This window comes from Tissierella sp. P1, assembly GCF_002266425.1.
In the GTDB taxonomy this organism is placed as follows: domain Bacteria; phylum Bacillota; class Clostridia; order Tissierellales; family Tissierellaceae; genus Tissierella; species Tissierella carlieri.
In genome coordinates this window covers 17,981-33,889 of record NZ_NPMN01000015.1, presented here as the reverse complement: position 1 = coordinate 33,889, position 15,909 = coordinate 17,981, and the positions used below count along the sequence as shown (strand labels likewise).

The following is a 15,909-nucleotide window of genomic DNA, read 5'->3' as shown; positions in this document are numbered from 1 at the left end:
TTCCTTCCTCCTTGTTACTCAATTATTTCAAAGCATCAACAATTGTATCTATATTTGCCTTAAATGTACCTATATACGTTTCAGCTCCAGTTCCTGCATCTCCTGTAGAGTCTGAATAAAGTTCTCCTCCAATTTCCACCTGAAATCCTTGAGCCTTCACAGCTTCCTGCAATGCTTCAATACTTTTTCTTGGAACTGATGATTCAACAAATATTGCCTTAATCTTTCTTTCTACAATAAATTTTGCCAATTGACTAACATCAGATGTCCCAGCCTCAGATGCAGTACTTATACCTTGTAACCCCTTAACTTCAAATCCATAAGCATTTCCAAAATAGTTAAAAGCGTCATGAGCAGTTATAAGAACTCTATTATCTTCTGGAATTTCAGATATTCGTTGGTTGATATATTCTTCAAGTTCATCAAGTTCTCCCAAATACCTTTCCAAGTTAGCGTCAAATTCACTTGCATATTCTTCATCTAGTTCCTTAAGTCCTTCTGCTACAGTTTTTGCCGCCCCTTTCCAAAGTTTTACATCAAACCAGATATGCGGATCGAAGCTTCCAGGATTAGTTACAAAATCAATAAAATTTGATTCATCAATATCTTTAGATACCGCTAAAATCATTTTTTTGCTACTTCTATATTTTCAAATATATCTCCCATTTTTCCTTCTAAATGAAGCCCGTTATATACTACCATATCTGCATTTTGCATTAACTTAACATCTCCAGCGCTTGCCTTATATAAGTGAGGGTCCACTCCTGGTCCCATAAGTCCTTGAACATTTACATACTCACCACCGATGGACTTCACAAGGTCTGCAACCAAAGTAGTAGTAGCAACTACTTTATATTTACCATCATTTGTTACACTATTTGAATTTCCACATCCCGTTACAACAACCGCTGACATTGATATAATCATTATTAAAATTAGTATTCTTTTCATTACTTATTCCTCCCTTATTATATTTGACCCATGTGGACATACCTTGGGGTAATTTAAATATTCATCTAATTTTTCCTCTAGTTTCTTATTAGTCACATGCTCTAGTTTCTCTGCTTCGTCATGTACTTCCTCTGGATCGTATCCCAATTTTTCCACAAGAAAAACTTCCCATAGAAGATGTCTCCTTCTAATCTTCCTAGCTTCTTCAGCTCCATATTCCGTAAGTCTTATTCCTTGATATACTGTATATTCAACGTATCCATCATGTAATAGTTTCTTTATCATCTCCGACACTGAAGGGGGTGATATCTTAAGTACTTTAGCAATATCTTTGTTACTAACTTGCTCCTTATCTCCACCAAGCTCATATATGGTTTTTAGATAATCTTCTTTGCTTATATTCATAATCTTCCTCCAAAATATTTTAATGTTAGGCATGCCTAACTTATTTATATAATACCCTTTTTTCTAGACTTAACACAATATTTTATAAATAAAAATCCTCATAACTTTTTATGGCTATGAGGAACACACTAAATTAACTGAAATATGGCGAATATTATTGAGAAATAATATATTCAAATTATCTCAACTAAAAATATTTAATTTCTAATTTATATTTATCATAATAAACCTGATACAGTCTTTCTAAATCTTCTTTGAATATATCAATATTTATACTGTCATGTTTTTTTATTATCACAGATTCAACTTTATCTTTATAGCTTTCCGTTAAATATTCTAGTATTTCTATAACTACATCCGCTATCAATATGGGTTCAAATATATTAATATTGACTATTCCCATTCCCATGTTTTTTGCATCTAAAGACCATTTATACTTACCTTTAACTGGATTTAACATAGTCTTCCTATATCTTTTGTCCTCAAGTAAAGTATATTGATTATAATAAGACAACTCTCCAAACGACAATATCTTTTCTTCATGGCTATCACTATTGTCATAGTAAAATTCTGAAGTTTCATATAGGATATTATTTATATCATAGGTTTCTATCTTATCTAACCTATTGTTCTCATATTTATATTTTTTGATAAATATGGCTTCTCCATCTTTTACAGCTTTAGTATTCTCTATTAATTGTCCAGATTCATTATATTTGTTATCATATGTATATACTATTTCATTTTCTTCCTGATACTCATTATCTATCTTAGTTCTTACTGCTTCATATATTTTATTGCCAAATTCATCAAATTTATAGTCGCATAATACTTCTTTTGTAATCTTGCCATCTACATTCTTTGTTGTTTCTCTAATTAAATCATTTTTTTCATTGTATACTAATTCAATGGTTTTATAATAAAATATATTATGCTGATAATGAAGTCCTTCATAAAAATAAGTATTTGTGTTGGTAATATAGTGATTATCCTTATATACAGGAAGTATATAATTATCCTCTTCTTTTACATCTATATAAATATCTACCTTTTCTTCTGCACTTATACAATTTCCGTATCTATCCTCTTCCATTGAAACTTCCAGCCATTTATTCATTAAATCACTTTCCCTTCTTTTCTATCCATAGATACAATTAAAAATCTTCAAGAATTACAATTCCATAATTATCACGATAATAATTATATATTTCAGGATTTTCATATCTGTAAAGCAAATTTATGTTTAAAATATCTATAATTACGCAATCAATTGTATCTTTATAGTTTGCTATGATATAATCCATTATTTCCTTTATCATATCTGCAGTTAATATGGGCTCATGCATATATACTTCACAATTTTTAATATCTTCTTTATTGTATTTAAATCTCCACTTGTATTTGCCTCTTGCCGGATTAACTAGAGTCTTTCCAACTCTTCCATCTTCAAGTGTATTGTATTGATAATAATGTGATAGTCTTCCATTTAACAATACTTCTTCAAAAATTCTGTTGTTCTCATGATAATACATAATTGTAGTTTCATCTATATAGCCTCTTATTGTTTTTTTTAATTAGCAAATTATTTTCGTATTCATAATCTGTAATACTAACCTCTTTATAGTCATCATCTACATCGATTTCTACTGTTCGTATTAATCTATTATCTTCATATATATTTTTATATATAAATTTTCTTATATTCTCTTCTATGCCATAATTTGATATTCTATTTTGATAAATTTCTTTTCTCAATATATTATCATAGCTATCATATACACTTTCATATAATTCTTGATTAATCTCACCAAATGAATACTCAGTAATATCTTTAATTATGTCTCCTGTTTTACTTATATATCTTTTTTGAACTTCATAATATCCTTTATAGACATTCTTAGTATCTAAATTATTTTCTTTATAATCATTACTCTTTTCTATCTTCTTATGAAAGTCATACATGGAGTCATTAAATTGAACCAAATATCTTGTTATTTTCCTATCTATATTATTTTCAATCTTATCCATTATAAACTACTCCCCCCTTACTTCAATCCTTCTATTACTTTACTATTTTATATAGAGCCCTATTTCTAATAATATTCTCAATTCAACAAAAGAGGGCTCTATATAAAAATACTTAACATTATTATATTAAAACAATAGATTTATTATATAATTTTTCCTTAGTCTATATAAAATATTATTCTCTATCTGCTCAATTGATTACCTGGAAAATAAGCTTTCTCCCTAGTTCCTTCATATTGGACTTCATACTTCATAGGAAATGGTTTAACCCTCCATGATAAATTATTTGCTCTTCTCATAGTCTCTGTATCTGTATTTATGTGTCTAGACCCAGACACTCTTATATGTGCATGAAAAATTTGCTTTTTATTAAAATCATACAATATGAATAAAGTAGCTCCACTAATGTCATAATTACTATTTTCATAAGGAGCACCATCTTTTGACCAATTAGAATTTAAATTTGCTTTTATACCTCGACTAATCTCATACTTCAATAATGCTACCTTCCTTTTTGGAGAATAATAGATTTCATAATTTGATTTCTTTCTAGTTTGATCTACCAAGGATATTTCTATATGTTTAGCAACAGAACTTGTCATAGGTGCCGATTTTACAACATAATCTATTACCTGCATATCGGTATAGCTTTCAACATACGAGTTTTTAGCTTGATTAAATCCAGATGATATTGTTGATGCTGATACAGTTGTAAAAGACTCCTGAAAGGCTCTTACAATTTTATCCCATTTGCCTGAAATACTGCTCCACTTTGTTATAATAACTACAGAGCATCCTGCTGCAACTAATATAGAAAAAATAGTTCCAGCTCCTAATGAAGCTATTGAACTAAGCATAGAGCTGGCTGCACCCATTAATGCATATACTACCTCTGTTCCTAGATTTAAGGCATTTAACTTAATATTCAATGTTTTCAATACTAATCCTGGGTTTACAGCGACAGCTGATTGCAATTCATAAGCCTTAGATTCTACTGAAATATTTATGCCACCAACATGCTTCATATGATAGGATAACATTTCCTTGTTTTCCGATAACATGTATTCCAAAAAAATTTGTTTTGCTTCAGGTGATAAATCTTCAAAAACTTGCTTTACATCAATATCTTCATTAAATCCGAGGTTATGTTCAATTTGTCTGTCATACCCTATGGCTGAAGCTGGCTGTGCCACTACATGAAATAAAAATACAAATACTAATAAAAAAGATATTAATTTACTAAACTTCTTCATAATATCCCATCCCCTTTTGCTATATTTTATATACATTAGTTACTAAGTTAACCCCCTTCCCCTGTAGAGGGCCATAAAAGCAATAGCATCAGGGTATCCTATTGTTTTTATTTTCTGAATGTATGATACAATTATAACAATCACAAGTTTTCTTTACAATTGATTTATTTCCCTATATTTCGACATACTATAGGGTCAAGGAAATATATGAAAATTTCTAGTGATATTGAATAATTATAAAGTAAAATTATAAATTAAAGGTCTGTGCTATTCTATTAATTAAATCCTTTATCTCTCCGCCCTCAAAAAAGTATGATAAACTTAACTCTGATGTACATAACTTCTTATATTTTATACTGGTTTCTTTTATCATATCAAATATCTGTGATGTGATCTTGGCTTGGTTTATTCTTCCAGATCCGACTATAGATATCCTCGTAGTATCATTAACTTCCACCTCTATAAATCTGTCTACATTAGTTACTATCTCCTTTCTTATGGTGGAAAATAATCTCATGTATTCTTTAGAGCAAGTAAAAGTAATATTTAAATCTTCATTTATTGAATTATTTTCTGTCATTCCAATATCCAAATTATATCTACCTAATATCTTAAATACATTTGATAATTTATCTATTTTATTAGGAATATTCTTTATTTTTACTTCTATTTGGCTATCGTCCACTACTAGTGATAGAACTTTTAATTCCTCCATCTTATCACTCCCTATCATTGTTCCAATTTCATCTTTGAAACTATTTCCAATATATATAGGCACTTCAAACTTTTTGCCCAATGCTAATGCTCTTTTGTCAATTACCTTAGCACCTAATCTAGCCATTTCCAAGACAATATCATAATCTATCTTTGGTATTCTAAGGGCATTTTCATATACTCTGGGATCAATAGAATATATGCCATCTACATCTGTATATATTTCACAAGGACAATTGAATTTAGCTGCTAATGCTACAGCAGTGGTGTCTGAGCCCCCTCTTCCTAATGTTGTGATATCTCCATTTTCATTAATTCCTTGAAAGCCTGCTATAACTACTACATTTCCTTCTTCTAAATATTTTTTTATTAAATCGTCCTCAATGCCTGCTATACTTGCCCTAGTATAGTTTCCTACAGTATTTATTCTAGCTTGAACTCCTGTTAATGAAACAGCTTTGCATCCTAAATTATTTAATGCAATGGAAAGTAAAGCTATTGATTGTTGCTCTCCTGTTGACAATAAAACATCCAACTCTCTATCCAATGGATTCAAAGTTATTTCTTTAGCCAACTCAATAAGTCTATTTGTACTCTTTCCCATAGCTGAAACTACAACTATAATGTCCTTAGTAGATTTCTTTCTTTCAATTATCTTTTTAGAAACTTGAATAATCTTTTCAGTGGTTTCTACTGAACTACCACCATATTTCTGAACAATCATGAAATCACGTCCTTTTTTACACTTCTAGCCTTGCCACAAAATAATTCTTAGAATCTATCATAAATATATCAATTAATTTTTCTAATTTCTTTTTTGATATCAATTTGGTAGTAAATGCAATACTATCCTTCTTTTCAATCATATCTTCTATAATCTCATTATCAACTATATATTTTTCTATTTTATCCTTGGTATCTTCCTTCACATTAATTCTCATATAATATTTGCCTCGATATAATTGATTAATGTTATTTAACTCACTATTTTCTAAAAAACAATTTCTTTGATAGGTATTGGATGTGATATCTATTAGATCGCTTAATACTGCATTAGCTGTAGGAAATCTTCCAGCACCTTCTCCAAAGAATCTTAATTCTCCTACATTATCTCCTATAAAAGAAACCAAATTATTTGCATCATCAACTTTACTAAAATAAGAATTTTGGCTCATTATAACTGGCTCCACAGAAGCATAATACTTATTATCATTTACAATCGCTGTACCTAATAACTTAACTGTACAACTCATTGATTTTATATTCTTTATATCACTAAAGTTTATACTATTAATTCCATAACATGAAATATCTTCTTCATCTATCTTGTCTTTAAATGCAATAGTAGATAAAATCCTAAGTTTTCTTCTAGTATCATAACCTTCAATATCATCAGTAGGATTTGCCTCTGCATACCCTAACCTTTGACTTGTTTCTAATGCTTCCTGGAAATCCAAGTTTTCTGATATCATCTTTGTCAGTATATAATTAGATGTTCCATTTAATATGCCTCTTATTTCTTGTATTTGGTTTATATTTACCTGCTCTTTTAATGGTTTTATAATAGGGATGCCACCACCTACACTAGCTTCGTATAAAAAAGATTTATTCTTTGCTTTCGCTAAATTTGTTAACTCTTCCAGATGTTTTGCAACCACAGCTTTATTAGCTGTTATTACATCCTTCCCTTTATTTAATGCTTCTTTTATATAATAATATGGGTTATCTAAACCTCCCAAACTTCAATAATTATATCAATATTATCATCTTCAATTATTTCGTAAATATCTGTGGTTAGTTTCTCTTTATCTATTTCAATATCTCTCTTCTTATCTATATCCTTTACCAAAATCTTAGATATGCTAATTTCTTGTTTTATTAGCTTCTCTAGATACTTCTTTCTTTCTTCTAGTATCTGTACAATACCTGTTCCCACTGTTCCCAATCCTAATAAGCCAATATTCAACATTAATTTTTCCCCTCCTTTTGTATTAAATAATATCTTATCCAGTTATCTACTAAAATTTGCGAATAGCCGCTCCATGTATTTTCAGGTACTAGAGTAGAATCATCATTAGGGAAATAATTCTTAGGTAAATCTGGTGATAATCCTTTATCTCTATCTCTTCTATATTCATTGTATAAAGTATACCTATCATACTCTGGATGGCCTGTAATATATATCTGTTTCCCTTTTCTTCCAGCTACTATGTATATCCCAGCATCATTTGATTTTGATAAAACTTCTAATTCTTCTATATCTTTTATATCCTCTTCTTTAATTTCAAAGTACCTAGAATGCGGAGAAAGTATCTTTTCTCCACAACTCTCAAATAGTGGGGAGTTTATATTTACAATTTCATGACTGAATATCCCTGCTACCTTTTTATCTGTTGTATGCCTAGGTATCTTATAATTGTGATATAATCCTGCTACTGCTGCCCAACATAGATAGATAGTAGACTTAATATACTCATTAGAATAATCTATTATAGCTTTCAACTCTTTCCAGTAACATATCTCATTAAAATCTACAAATTCCAAAGGGGTACCAGTTATTATCATTCCAGTATAATTTGTATTTTTTATTTCATCTAATGTTTTATAAACTTTCTCTAGATAACTTAGATTTGTATTCTTAGATCTATATGTTTCTGTATATAAAAAATCTACCTGTACATCTATAAAACTATTTCCTAGTAATTTTAACAGTTGAAACTCCGTATCTAATTTATTTGGCATTAAATTTAATACTAATACCTTTGGCAAATCCTCAGATTTACTTTTAAAGTTAATATCTATATTTTCCTTTCTAAGTAAATCTATGGCTGAAATATTTACATCAATTACTAATCCCATGTCTTACCCTCCTAATCCTATTTCAAAAGCTTTTATTATATCTCTAATATTCTCAGAACTAAATATCGCTCCTCATACATGTAAGTTCTAAGCTTTCCTCTGACAGCTATTAGCATGAAAATCACTAACTCTAGTTTTTTCATTTTCTAATCCTCCTTTTCATAATTAAAAAATCCCTTTCTAAGATAAGAAGGGATTTATAATATAAAAGGATATAGATTCCGCTTCTTATCTCTCAGTTTTCACCGCAGGAATTAGCACATTTTTTAAGCTATATAGCTTAAAATTGTTGCTGGGTTTCATCGGGCCAGTCCCTCCACCTCTCTAGATAAGAAAATATTAAGTTGTAATTAAAAAACCTTCTTAGCTAATGCTAAGAAGGTCGATTTTCTATGAAATCTCTCTTATCGCCATTAGCAGAACCACCTTGCCAAATGGCAGGTTGGCGTAGGGTCATAGAGCTAATTCTCTACCCTAACTCTTGATAAGCAATACTATTAAATTGTTAAAATGATATTAACACAGAGGATTAAATATGTCAATGAAAAAATATCTTTTATTAATTCTTATGCCTTGAAATTATAAATTGGTTTTATTATGTCAATGACCTCAGCAGTTTCAGTAATATTATTTAATATTTCTTCAATTCCTTTATATGCAAATGGTGATTCATCTAAAGTATGTTCACTTATGGATGTAGAATAAATTCCTTCCATACTCTTTTTAAACTCCTCTAAAGTGACAGCCTCCTTTGCAACATTTCTGCTCATAAGCCTTCCCGCTCCATGAGGAGCTGAATAATTCCATTCAGGATTACCCTTTCCAATGGCGATTATGGATCCATCTCTCATATTTATAGGAATTAGAACTTTTCCACCTTTATAGGCTGCTATGGCACCCTTCCTAATGATATTATCCTTGAAATTAATATAGTTATGAATAGTCTCAAAATAGTTAAATTCACTTAGCTCTTTTCCAAGTGAGTTTTTAAGAATAATATCTGACATTACTTCACGATTTAAACTTGCATATTCTTGACATATCCTCATATCATGTAAATACTTTTCTCTATGCTCCCCAGTTAAATAGCACAAAGCCTTGGGGTATCTAGGCTGAAGTCCTGCATAGTCCTTTTCTAACTCTTCAAGAACCTTCTTTATTTCTTTTCTTCTGCCTTCTGCTTTATAGTGAGCAATTATTTCTTCTCTTTTAATAAAATAATCACCCTTGCCGCTACATAAATCTATTGCTAGTCTTTGATATATCTCTGCAACTTGCTTACCTAGGTTTCTGCTGCCTGAATGGATCACTAAATATTTATTGTTTTTGCTATCTACTCCAATCTCTATAAAGTGATTGCCACCCCCGAGAGTTCCTATACTTCTTTCAATTCTTTTAGTATCTTTTAAATCTCTAAGGCAATATAAATCCTTTAATTTATCAAATTTAAACTTTCTTTCATTATGTGTAGATTTTCCAGAAGGAATCTTTTTGTTTATTATATTATCTAATCTTGGCAAGTCTATGTCTATATCCTTAAGCTCTACAGTAAGCGTTCCACATCCTATGTCAACTCCAACAATATTGGGTATCACCTTATCCCCCATATCAGCAGTAAATCCAATTACACAGCCTATACCTTGATGAACATCAGGCATTATTCGAACCTTTGAATCCTGAATAAAGTCTTGATCTAACAGTTCAGTTATTTGGTCCTTTGCCCCTTCTTCAAGGTTATTAGTAAACACCTTGGCAATATTATATTTTCCTTGTAATTCCATTTAGTCACATCCTTATTTAATCATATTATATATTAAGGGTGGCTCTATTCTTTCCTTCTTTTTTAGAATTATATAAAGCCATATCAGCTCTTTTAACTACAGATAAAAAATCTTCATCATCTTTATCAAAATAAGAGGCACCTATTGATATAGTTATATGATATTTTTCTCCCTGACTTTCATATTGAAAATTCTCTACATCTTTTAGAATCTTATCCGTAAATGAATCTAGATTCTCTTCTTTTAATCCTTCACAAACAAGAAGAAATTCTTCTCCTCCCCATCTATAAAGATAATCTGTTTTCCTTGTAGACTTATTTATTATTTCTACAAGATTTCTTAAAACACTATCCCCTACATCATGTCCATAGGTATCATTTATTTCTTTGAAATCATCTATATCGAAGATAATAACAGTATAAATATTATTATATCTTTTAAACAAGTAGAATGTTTCTTCTAGTTTTTTTGTGGCAGCCCGCCTGTTAAAAGCCTTAGTGAGTTCATCTATATTTAATTCTTCTCTTAATTCTTTATTAGAATTTTGGTAATACCAATGTTCTAAAATTAATACTATTAAAATTCCTATAAAGATTAATCCAAGTGATAGAATTCCTACTAATGTAGTCATCTTAGAAATAGCTTTATCACCATCCTCAGAAATCTCATCTATATAAGGTTGAATGTCATCAAAATAAACACCCATTGCAATAATCCAATCGTATTTTTTATATAATTTTGCATAAGTTAATTTTTCAGCAACTTCCTCACATGTTTTCTTCTTAAAAAAATAAGTAAAATATATTTCTCCGTTTCCTTTAATTCCGTTGAGTTCTGTTAGATAAGGATAATTACCTTTAATATCTTGAGTATTTGTAGATAAATACGTACCTTCTGTGTCTTTTAGGTTTGGATGGATAAGGCGAATAGCATAATTCTCTCCACCATCATAATTCACAATCTCATTAATCCAAATATAAGCGTCATTTTCAAAGCTATCACTATGTATTCTTTTTTTTATAGATTCTGTAGTCGCATGTTTTATGTAGTCTTCGGTAACTCCATAAAAAATATAATACTTTCCATAATCATCTTCATTATATGTTATAGAGTTTTTCTTTAAATCATCAATATAATCATAGATATTCCTTATATCCTCTATATCGCCTATATTATTTTGGTATAAAATCTTATCTGTAGACCTATCTAATATAAATATATCGAAAGCCTCTTTAATAGTTCCTGTCTCAAAGTAGTCAATGGTTTTCTCTAAAAAGTCTTCTTTTTTTGAGCTATAATATTCTCCTATAACTTTAGTAGCCCTATTTATACGATTTCTATTTATCTCCATTATCTCAGCTTGTGTTTGCTCAATGTTATTTATCATATTATTAACGGAATCCTCAAGGAAATCCTTTTTTATATCTATAATGCGATCCTTAGTGTATTGGGCATATAATACTTTTACATCCTTAAATGTAGATATGTAAGAATAATTCAAAATAACTAATAAGAAAACTATAGAAAATATAAGTAAAAAAATATATAGCTTTCTTACTCTCTCTAGGTTATCAATTCTATCAATCAATTTATGTATCCGCTTTTTCAATTGGACCATCCTTTCAAATCACTAATTACCTTCCTGCTTGTAATTTGATTGTATCATAACTGCTATAGTAGTTGTAACTTGTTATATAAAATTATTTGAACAATTGTATTGCTCTGTTATATAATTAAATACAGAAAAAATAGTAATTTATTATGAATTAAAGGATTATTTAAATTAATGGAGGGGGATAACAGTGAGGTTTGGGGCAATTGGGTTATATGTGAATAATATGGAGGTCATGGTTAAGTTTTATGGAGATGTGATGGGATTAAATTTAGATTGGGATGGCAGTGGATTTACAGCTATTGAAATGGAAGGACAAATTCATCATTTTATTTTATGTGCAAGAGGAGGTTTTGAAAATTCTATACCCCAAATATCTAATTGGAATAAGGGAATAAACGGTAATATGGAGTTATGTTTTGATGTTCCTAACTATTCTGATGTAGATAAAGAATTTGAACGTGTTATAAAGGCGGGGGCAAAACCAATTTACAAACCAACTACTGAGCCTTATGGTATGCGTGTCTGTTATGTTGCAGACCCAGAAGGAAACCTTATTGAAATATGTTCAGGTAATGACGATATTAGCCATATTGAATAATCATAATTATAGGTTTAGTTAGTTCATTATCCTCTTAAAATCTTTTATTAAATATAGCAAAAATAAAGAGGCTTCTGAATTTTCAGAAATCCCTTTATTTTATAAACTATGCTTACATACTTATTCAGAAAAAAATTTTTTTGATCCTTTTTCTACAATTGGATATTCATAAGATTTAGTTTGAAGAAGCAATACAATATCATCCTTATTCCTAAGCAATACATTTACCCCAAGCTATTTTACTCACTATTAGTCCAATTGGAATATAAGCATATACACCATAAGGAATTATAGTTAACATATAATGCCCTAATACAAATAAACCCATTATAAATAGACCTACTAAAATATTACCCCCACCAGCAGGATTTTCTGTTACTTCAAAGGCTTTGGAAAATGGCAAATTATTATCTAGTATCTTAAATTCAATAATAATATAAAGTAACATATTTATTCCAGCTACTATAACATGTTCAACTATCTGCATCCTATATATAATTAAAAATATTAAACTAACTAAAATAAATACAGGTACAAATAAATTTACAATTGCCGCTTTAGCAGTACCTCTATAAATAGCAGACTTATCTTCTATAGGTATAGTTTGGTATATCCAAGCACCTTTATAATTTCCAGAATAACCTAATGCTCCTAATACAGTAGGAATCATCATAAATACTATATAAAACCATAAATAATTCTTTGTATTAGAAACATTTAAGAACTCCCTTCGATTCATGCTAAGCATCATAAAGAATGGGAATATAATAGACATTCCTAAACTTGGATAAACCTTTAGCTTAAATGTTCTTTCATTTTTCAACATATTAGTGGCAAACTTATAAAAGACTCTCTCTTCTTTATTTTTACACAATATCTTTGACATAAAAATATTGGTCTTATTTTTATCCTTAGTTTGCCCCTCCGTACTGTTTAGCTTCAGTAAATTTCTTTCGAATGTAGGTATTAGTTTTATATAAATCACTATAGATAAAATTGGAATTAAAGCCCCAAGTATAGAGTAGATTATAATATAACTCTCACGATTGCCCTTTAATATTAACTCAAAGGGTGCAGCAAACCATAATGGCGGAAAAAAGTATTTCCATAGACTAGGATTATATTTCATATTATTTATATCTATAATATTAAAAAGTCTACCTATCATCTGATATCCTAGGGACATAATTATGGTTAATCCTATTTGAACATAATTTATAATATCCTTTAACCTTTCACCGCTAGAAAATCTGAGAACCACAAGGTAAATAAGGGCAGTAAGTATAATTATAAATAGTGCAATCAAAATAACTTCTAATAAGTATATAAAAAAGAAAGTCAATCCATGCTTTTTTATAGATACAATAAGTGAAGGTCCAGCAATAGCCATAGTGATAGTTGTAATATACATAAATATATGTAATATCTTAGCCATATTTAAGGTTTTACTATCTACGGGTTTTGAAAGTAATATTTCCTTATCTTTCACATCTAACAATACTGAGCTAAAATCTGCTATTAAAGAAGTCATTAATAAGAACATAGTTATTCCAAATATAAAACTCATTTGGAACAAAAAATTTTTTCCAACTACTATAAATACAATTAAAAAAGCCCCCATTAGAATATATATCCATAAAGATTTTAAGAAATTATTCCTATCATCAGCTTCTTTTGCTTTTTTCTTATTACTTTGATTACTCAAAACAGTAGATACTCTTCTTCCATCCAATATTAGCTTTACATTAAGTATCTTTCGCATCATAGGATAATCTACACCTATTTTTTCAAACAATTTCTTGAAGAGATCCAAGAATTTTAACACTTTAAAATCCTTCATCTACATCACCTCTTCTATAGTAGCTACTATTTCCTTAGCTATTTTCTCATGCTCATTGAAGCCTGTTAATTGATTGAAAATCTTCTCTAAAGAGCTATCCATAGTTCTGTCCTTTAAATCATCAAAGCTACCATCTGCTACTATTTCTCCATTGTTTATAAGTATTATCCTACTGCTGATTTTTTCTACTACCTCCATAATATGAGAAGAATAAAAAATAGTCTTTCCTCTTCTAGCCAATTCTGCTAGTACTTCTTTAAATACCATAACACTGTTTGCATCCATTCCACTTAAAGGTTCATCTAGGAATAGAATATCAGGATCATTGATTAAAGCTGATATTACAAGGGTTTTCTGCTTCATTCCCTTAGAATAAGAACTGATTCTAGCATCATAAACATTTTTAATCCCAAATAGATCCATTAACTTCTCAGCTTTTTTATTTGCTGTTTCGTATTCCATACCATAAAGTTCTCCAATAAAAGTAAGATACTCTCTTGCTGTAAGATTTTCATAAATCTCAGCTGTCTCTGGTACATATCCAATTTTCTTTTTATATTCTACTTCTCCATTTCTTATATCTTCTCCAAATATCTTTATCTCCCCGGAATAATCTCCAACTAAACCTAACATAATCTTCACTGTAGTACTCTTCCCTGCTCCATTTGGCCCTATATACCCTATGATTTCTCCCTTATGTACATCTAGGTTAATATCTCTTAATACCTCTTTACTTCCGTAGCTTTTTCTTAGACTTCTTATGGTTATTATTGGCTCCATATTCCCATCCCCCTGTTAATATATTAACCACATTATACCATAATGAATTCTATTTCTTATATGTTTATGAGGATACTATGAAATTTTCTCTAGTTATATTCTTTTATATATTCCATCCTTTCTTTCCATAAGATTGAACCCTACTAAATCTCTCCTTATGGTACAAAAATCATCATGAAAGTCTGCAATCATTAGATTAACTTCTTTTTCTGTATAAGTTCTATCCCTTTCAAAGCTTTCTATTATCTTCTCTAAAACAATTTGCTTTTTCTTTTTCTGTACTGGTATTTCCTTTAACTTATTATATTTGAAAAATGATTCTATTACTTTTTCCTTGTATTTTTCTTCTCTTTGATTTAACATTTCTTCTTCATTTCTATTATCTTTTATTAGATCTTTAAGATTCATTGAAAATATCTTTTCATTTAGGCTATAAATTGTATAGTATTGCTCTTTTTTACATGATACTATATCAGCATCCATTAATTTTTTAAGGTGAAATGAAATAGTTGAGGCAGATAGTTCTAATCTTTCAGCCAGTAGTTCCACATACATGGGTTCTATCATTAAACTATTTATAATTCTTAATCTTGAATTATCCGCTAAACATTTAAAAATCTCTAATGAGTCCAATTCTATCACTCCTAATTAATGATTATCTCATTATAATATTCTTTAAATCGACTTTTCAATTCTTCAGCTTCTTGTATTTTTATACCTTCAATTATTACTTCCTTTTCATCTCCAAACTTTAAAGCTTTTTCTTTATTTATATACCAAGGCTTTGTTATTTTATCGAAGAAACCTAGGTATTTTTCTTCTAAATCTACAGATTTATCGCTAAGACTAATGTTAAACATCTTATAAAATATTTCAACTATATTTAGTCTTACTTTTTCTAAATTAGCCTCATCTACACATTCCTGTTTTTGTAAATCCTCTATACTCCTTTTAAAATTCTCTTGTTTTTCTCTTAAGAAATTCAAATAATTTTCCTTTAACCAATTTATATCTTTCATCTTCTTCCCCCCTATGATTTATATCATTATTCTATACCACGGGAGTTATTATTTCAATATATATCT

Annotated in this window: 18 protein-coding genes and 2 riboswitches; of the genes, 1 reads left to right on the top strand and 17 read right to left on the bottom strand. The window is 29.3% G+C overall.

The window, feature by feature from the left end:
* Window positions 1-22: 22 nt before the first annotated feature.
* From CIW83_RS11825 to CIW83_RS11770, 13 genes are all read right to left on the bottom strand, one after another.
* A complete protein-coding gene (locus CIW83_RS11825; protein ID WP_201259840.1) occupies window positions 23-628 on the bottom strand; it encodes a metal ABC transporter solute-binding protein, Zn/Mn family in 606 nt (201 codons plus the stop codon).
* On the bottom strand, window positions 625-951 hold the full coding sequence (locus CIW83_RS24375) for a metal ABC transporter solute-binding protein, Zn/Mn family (protein WP_201259839.1): 327 nt from the start codon (window positions 949-951) through the stop codon (window positions 625-627). Before CIW83_RS24375 ends, CIW83_RS11825 begins: the two co-directional genes overlap by 4 nt.
* Window positions 952-954: 3 nt before the next feature.
* Window positions 955-1,356, bottom strand: a complete 402-nt coding sequence (locus CIW83_RS11820; RefSeq protein ID WP_158220108.1) for a metal-dependent transcriptional regulator — start codon at window positions 1,354-1,356, stop codon at window positions 955-957.
* 187 nt (window positions 1,357-1,543) lie between these two features.
* Window positions 1,544-2,473, bottom strand: coding sequence for a hypothetical protein (locus tag CIW83_RS11815; RefSeq protein ID WP_094901422.1), 930 nt, complete (start codon window positions 2,471-2,473; stop codon window positions 1,544-1,546).
* A gap of 37 nt (window positions 2,474-2,510) precedes the next feature.
* The gene (locus tag CIW83_RS11810) at window positions 2,511-2,888 is read right to left on the bottom strand and encodes a hypothetical protein (RefSeq protein WP_094901420.1); all 378 of its coding nucleotides are present in this window, start codon (window positions 2,886-2,888) and stop codon (window positions 2,511-2,513) included.
* 10 nt (window positions 2,889-2,898) lie between these two features.
* The gene (locus CIW83_RS11805; RefSeq protein ID WP_094901418.1) at window positions 2,899-3,384 is read right to left on the bottom strand and encodes a hypothetical protein; all 486 of its coding nucleotides are present in this window, start codon (window positions 3,382-3,384) and stop codon (window positions 2,899-2,901) included.
* Window positions 3,385-3,566: 182 nt separating this feature from the next.
* A complete protein-coding gene (locus tag CIW83_RS11800) occupies window positions 3,567-4,637 on the bottom strand; it encodes a hypothetical protein (RefSeq protein WP_143598558.1) in 1,071 nt (356 codons plus the stop codon).
* Between the two features lie 247 nt (window positions 4,638-4,884).
* Window positions 4,885-6,075 (bottom strand): aspartate kinase, encoded by a 1,191-nt coding sequence (locus CIW83_RS11795; RefSeq protein ID WP_094901414.1) that lies wholly within the window; start codon window positions 6,073-6,075, stop codon window positions 4,885-4,887.
* A gap of 16 nt (window positions 6,076-6,091) precedes the next feature.
* On the bottom strand, window positions 6,092-7,090 hold the full coding sequence (locus CIW83_RS11790; protein ID WP_094901413.1) for a homoserine dehydrogenase: 999 nt from the start codon (window positions 7,088-7,090) through the stop codon (window positions 6,092-6,094).
* On the bottom strand, window positions 7,078-7,320 hold the full coding sequence (locus CIW83_RS24370) for a hypothetical protein (RefSeq protein ID WP_094901411.1): 243 nt from the start codon (window positions 7,318-7,320) through the stop codon (window positions 7,078-7,080). Before CIW83_RS24370 ends, CIW83_RS11790 begins: the two co-directional genes overlap by 13 nt.
* Window positions 7,320-8,210, bottom strand: a complete 891-nt coding sequence (gene metA, locus CIW83_RS11780; protein ID WP_094901409.1) for a homoserine O-succinyltransferase — start codon at window positions 8,208-8,210, stop codon at window positions 7,320-7,322. The genes CIW83_RS24370 and metA overlap by 1 nt, the downstream gene beginning before the upstream one ends.
* 225 nt (window positions 8,211-8,435) lie before the next feature.
* A riboswitch (SAM riboswitch) is annotated at window positions 8,436-8,545 on the bottom strand.
* 66 nt (window positions 8,546-8,611) lie between these two features.
* Window positions 8,612-8,701, bottom strand: a riboswitch (SAM riboswitch).
* A 75-nt stretch (window positions 8,702-8,776) separates the two neighbouring features.
* Window positions 8,777-9,991 carry an RtcB family protein gene (locus CIW83_RS11775; RefSeq protein WP_094901407.1) on the bottom strand — a complete coding sequence of 405 codons (1,215 nt, stop codon included), beginning with the start codon at window positions 9,989-9,991 and terminating at the stop codon, window positions 8,777-8,779.
* Between the two features lie 25 nt (window positions 9,992-10,016).
* Window positions 10,017-11,600, bottom strand: coding sequence for a sensor domain-containing diguanylate cyclase (locus CIW83_RS11770; protein WP_158220107.1), 1,584 nt, complete (start codon window positions 11,598-11,600; stop codon window positions 10,017-10,019).
* A 193-nt stretch (window positions 11,601-11,793) separates the two neighbouring features.
* Here CIW83_RS11770 and CIW83_RS11765 point away from each other — a divergent pair, with 193 nt between their 5' ends.
* Entirely contained in the window at window positions 11,794-12,204 is a 411-nt protein-coding gene (locus tag CIW83_RS11765; RefSeq protein WP_094901403.1) for a VOC family protein, read from the top strand.
* Window positions 12,205-12,415: 211 nt separating this feature from the next.
* Here CIW83_RS11765 and CIW83_RS11760 read toward each other — a convergent pair whose 3' ends face one another.
* The 4 genes from CIW83_RS11760 to CIW83_RS11745 all read right to left on the bottom strand — a co-directional run bounded on the left by CIW83_RS11760 (window position 12,416) and on the right by CIW83_RS11745 (window position 15,843).
* Window positions 12,416-14,044, bottom strand: a complete 1,629-nt coding sequence (locus tag CIW83_RS11760; RefSeq protein ID WP_094901402.1) for a hypothetical protein — start codon at window positions 14,042-14,044, stop codon at window positions 12,416-12,418.
* Complete coding sequence (locus CIW83_RS11755) at window positions 14,045-14,824, bottom strand: ABC transporter ATP-binding protein (RefSeq protein WP_094901400.1); 780 nt, start codon at window positions 14,822-14,824, stop codon at window positions 14,045-14,047.
* Window positions 14,825-14,917: 93 nt separating this feature from the next.
* The gene (locus CIW83_RS11750; protein ID WP_201259838.1) at window positions 14,918-15,457 is read right to left on the bottom strand and encodes a metalloregulator ArsR/SmtB family transcription factor; all 540 of its coding nucleotides are present in this window, start codon (window positions 15,455-15,457) and stop codon (window positions 14,918-14,920) included.
* Between the two features lie 11 nt (window positions 15,458-15,468).
* Window positions 15,469-15,843, bottom strand: a complete 375-nt coding sequence (locus CIW83_RS11745; RefSeq protein ID WP_094901396.1) for a hypothetical protein — start codon at window positions 15,841-15,843, stop codon at window positions 15,469-15,471.
* Between the last annotated feature and the right edge of the window lie 66 nt (window positions 15,844-15,909).

Excerpts from the sequence above, each read along its gene's own strand:
- CIW83_RS11820 (WP_158220108.1), bottom strand. The coding sequence starts at position 1,356 with ATGAATATAAGCAAAGAAGATTATCTAAAAACCATATATGAGCTTGGT.
- CIW83_RS11810 (WP_094901420.1), bottom strand. The coding sequence starts at position 2,888 with ATGTATTATCATGAGAACAACAGAATTTTTGAAGAAGTATTGTTAAAT.
- CIW83_RS11745 (WP_094901396.1), bottom strand. The coding sequence starts at position 15,843 with ATGAAAGATATAAATTGGTTAAAGGAAAATTATTTGAATTTCTTAAGA.
- CIW83_RS24370 (WP_094901411.1), bottom strand. The coding sequence starts at position 7,320 with ATGTTGAATATTGGCTTATTAGGATTGGGAACAGTGGGAACAGGTATT.
- CIW83_RS11795 (WP_094901414.1), bottom strand. The coding sequence starts at position 6,075 with ATGATTGTTCAGAAATATGGTGGTAGTTCAGTAGAAACCACTGAAAAG.
- CIW83_RS11800 (WP_143598558.1), bottom strand. The coding sequence starts at position 4,637 with ATGAAGAAGTTTAGTAAATTAATATCTTTTTTATTAGTATTTGTATTT.
- CIW83_RS11805 (WP_094901418.1), bottom strand. The coding sequence starts at position 3,384 with ATGGATAAGATTGAAAATAATATAGATAGGAAAATAACAAGATATTTG.
- CIW83_RS11760 (WP_094901402.1), bottom strand. The coding sequence starts at position 14,044 with ATGAAGGATTTTAAAGTGTTAAAATTCTTGGATCTCTTCAAGAAATTG.
- CIW83_RS24375 (WP_201259839.1), bottom strand. The coding sequence starts at position 951 with ATGAAAAGAATACTAATTTTAATAATGATTATATCAATGTCAGCGGTT.
- CIW83_RS11755 (WP_094901400.1), bottom strand. The coding sequence starts at position 14,824 with ATGGAGCCAATAATAACCATAAGAAGTCTAAGAAAAAGCTACGGAAGT.
- CIW83_RS11775 (WP_094901407.1), bottom strand. The coding sequence starts at position 9,991 with ATGGAATTACAAGGAAAATATAATATTGCCAAGGTGTTTACTAATAAC.
- metA (WP_094901409.1), bottom strand. The coding sequence starts at position 8,210 with ATGGGATTAGTAATTGATGTAAATATTTCAGCCATAGATTTACTTAGA.
- CIW83_RS11825 (WP_201259840.1), bottom strand. The coding sequence starts at position 628 with ATGATTTTAGCGGTATCTAAAGATATTGATGAATCAAATTTTATTGAT.
- CIW83_RS11815 (WP_094901422.1), bottom strand. The coding sequence starts at position 2,473 with ATGAATAAATGGCTGGAAGTTTCAATGGAAGAGGATAGATACGGAAAT.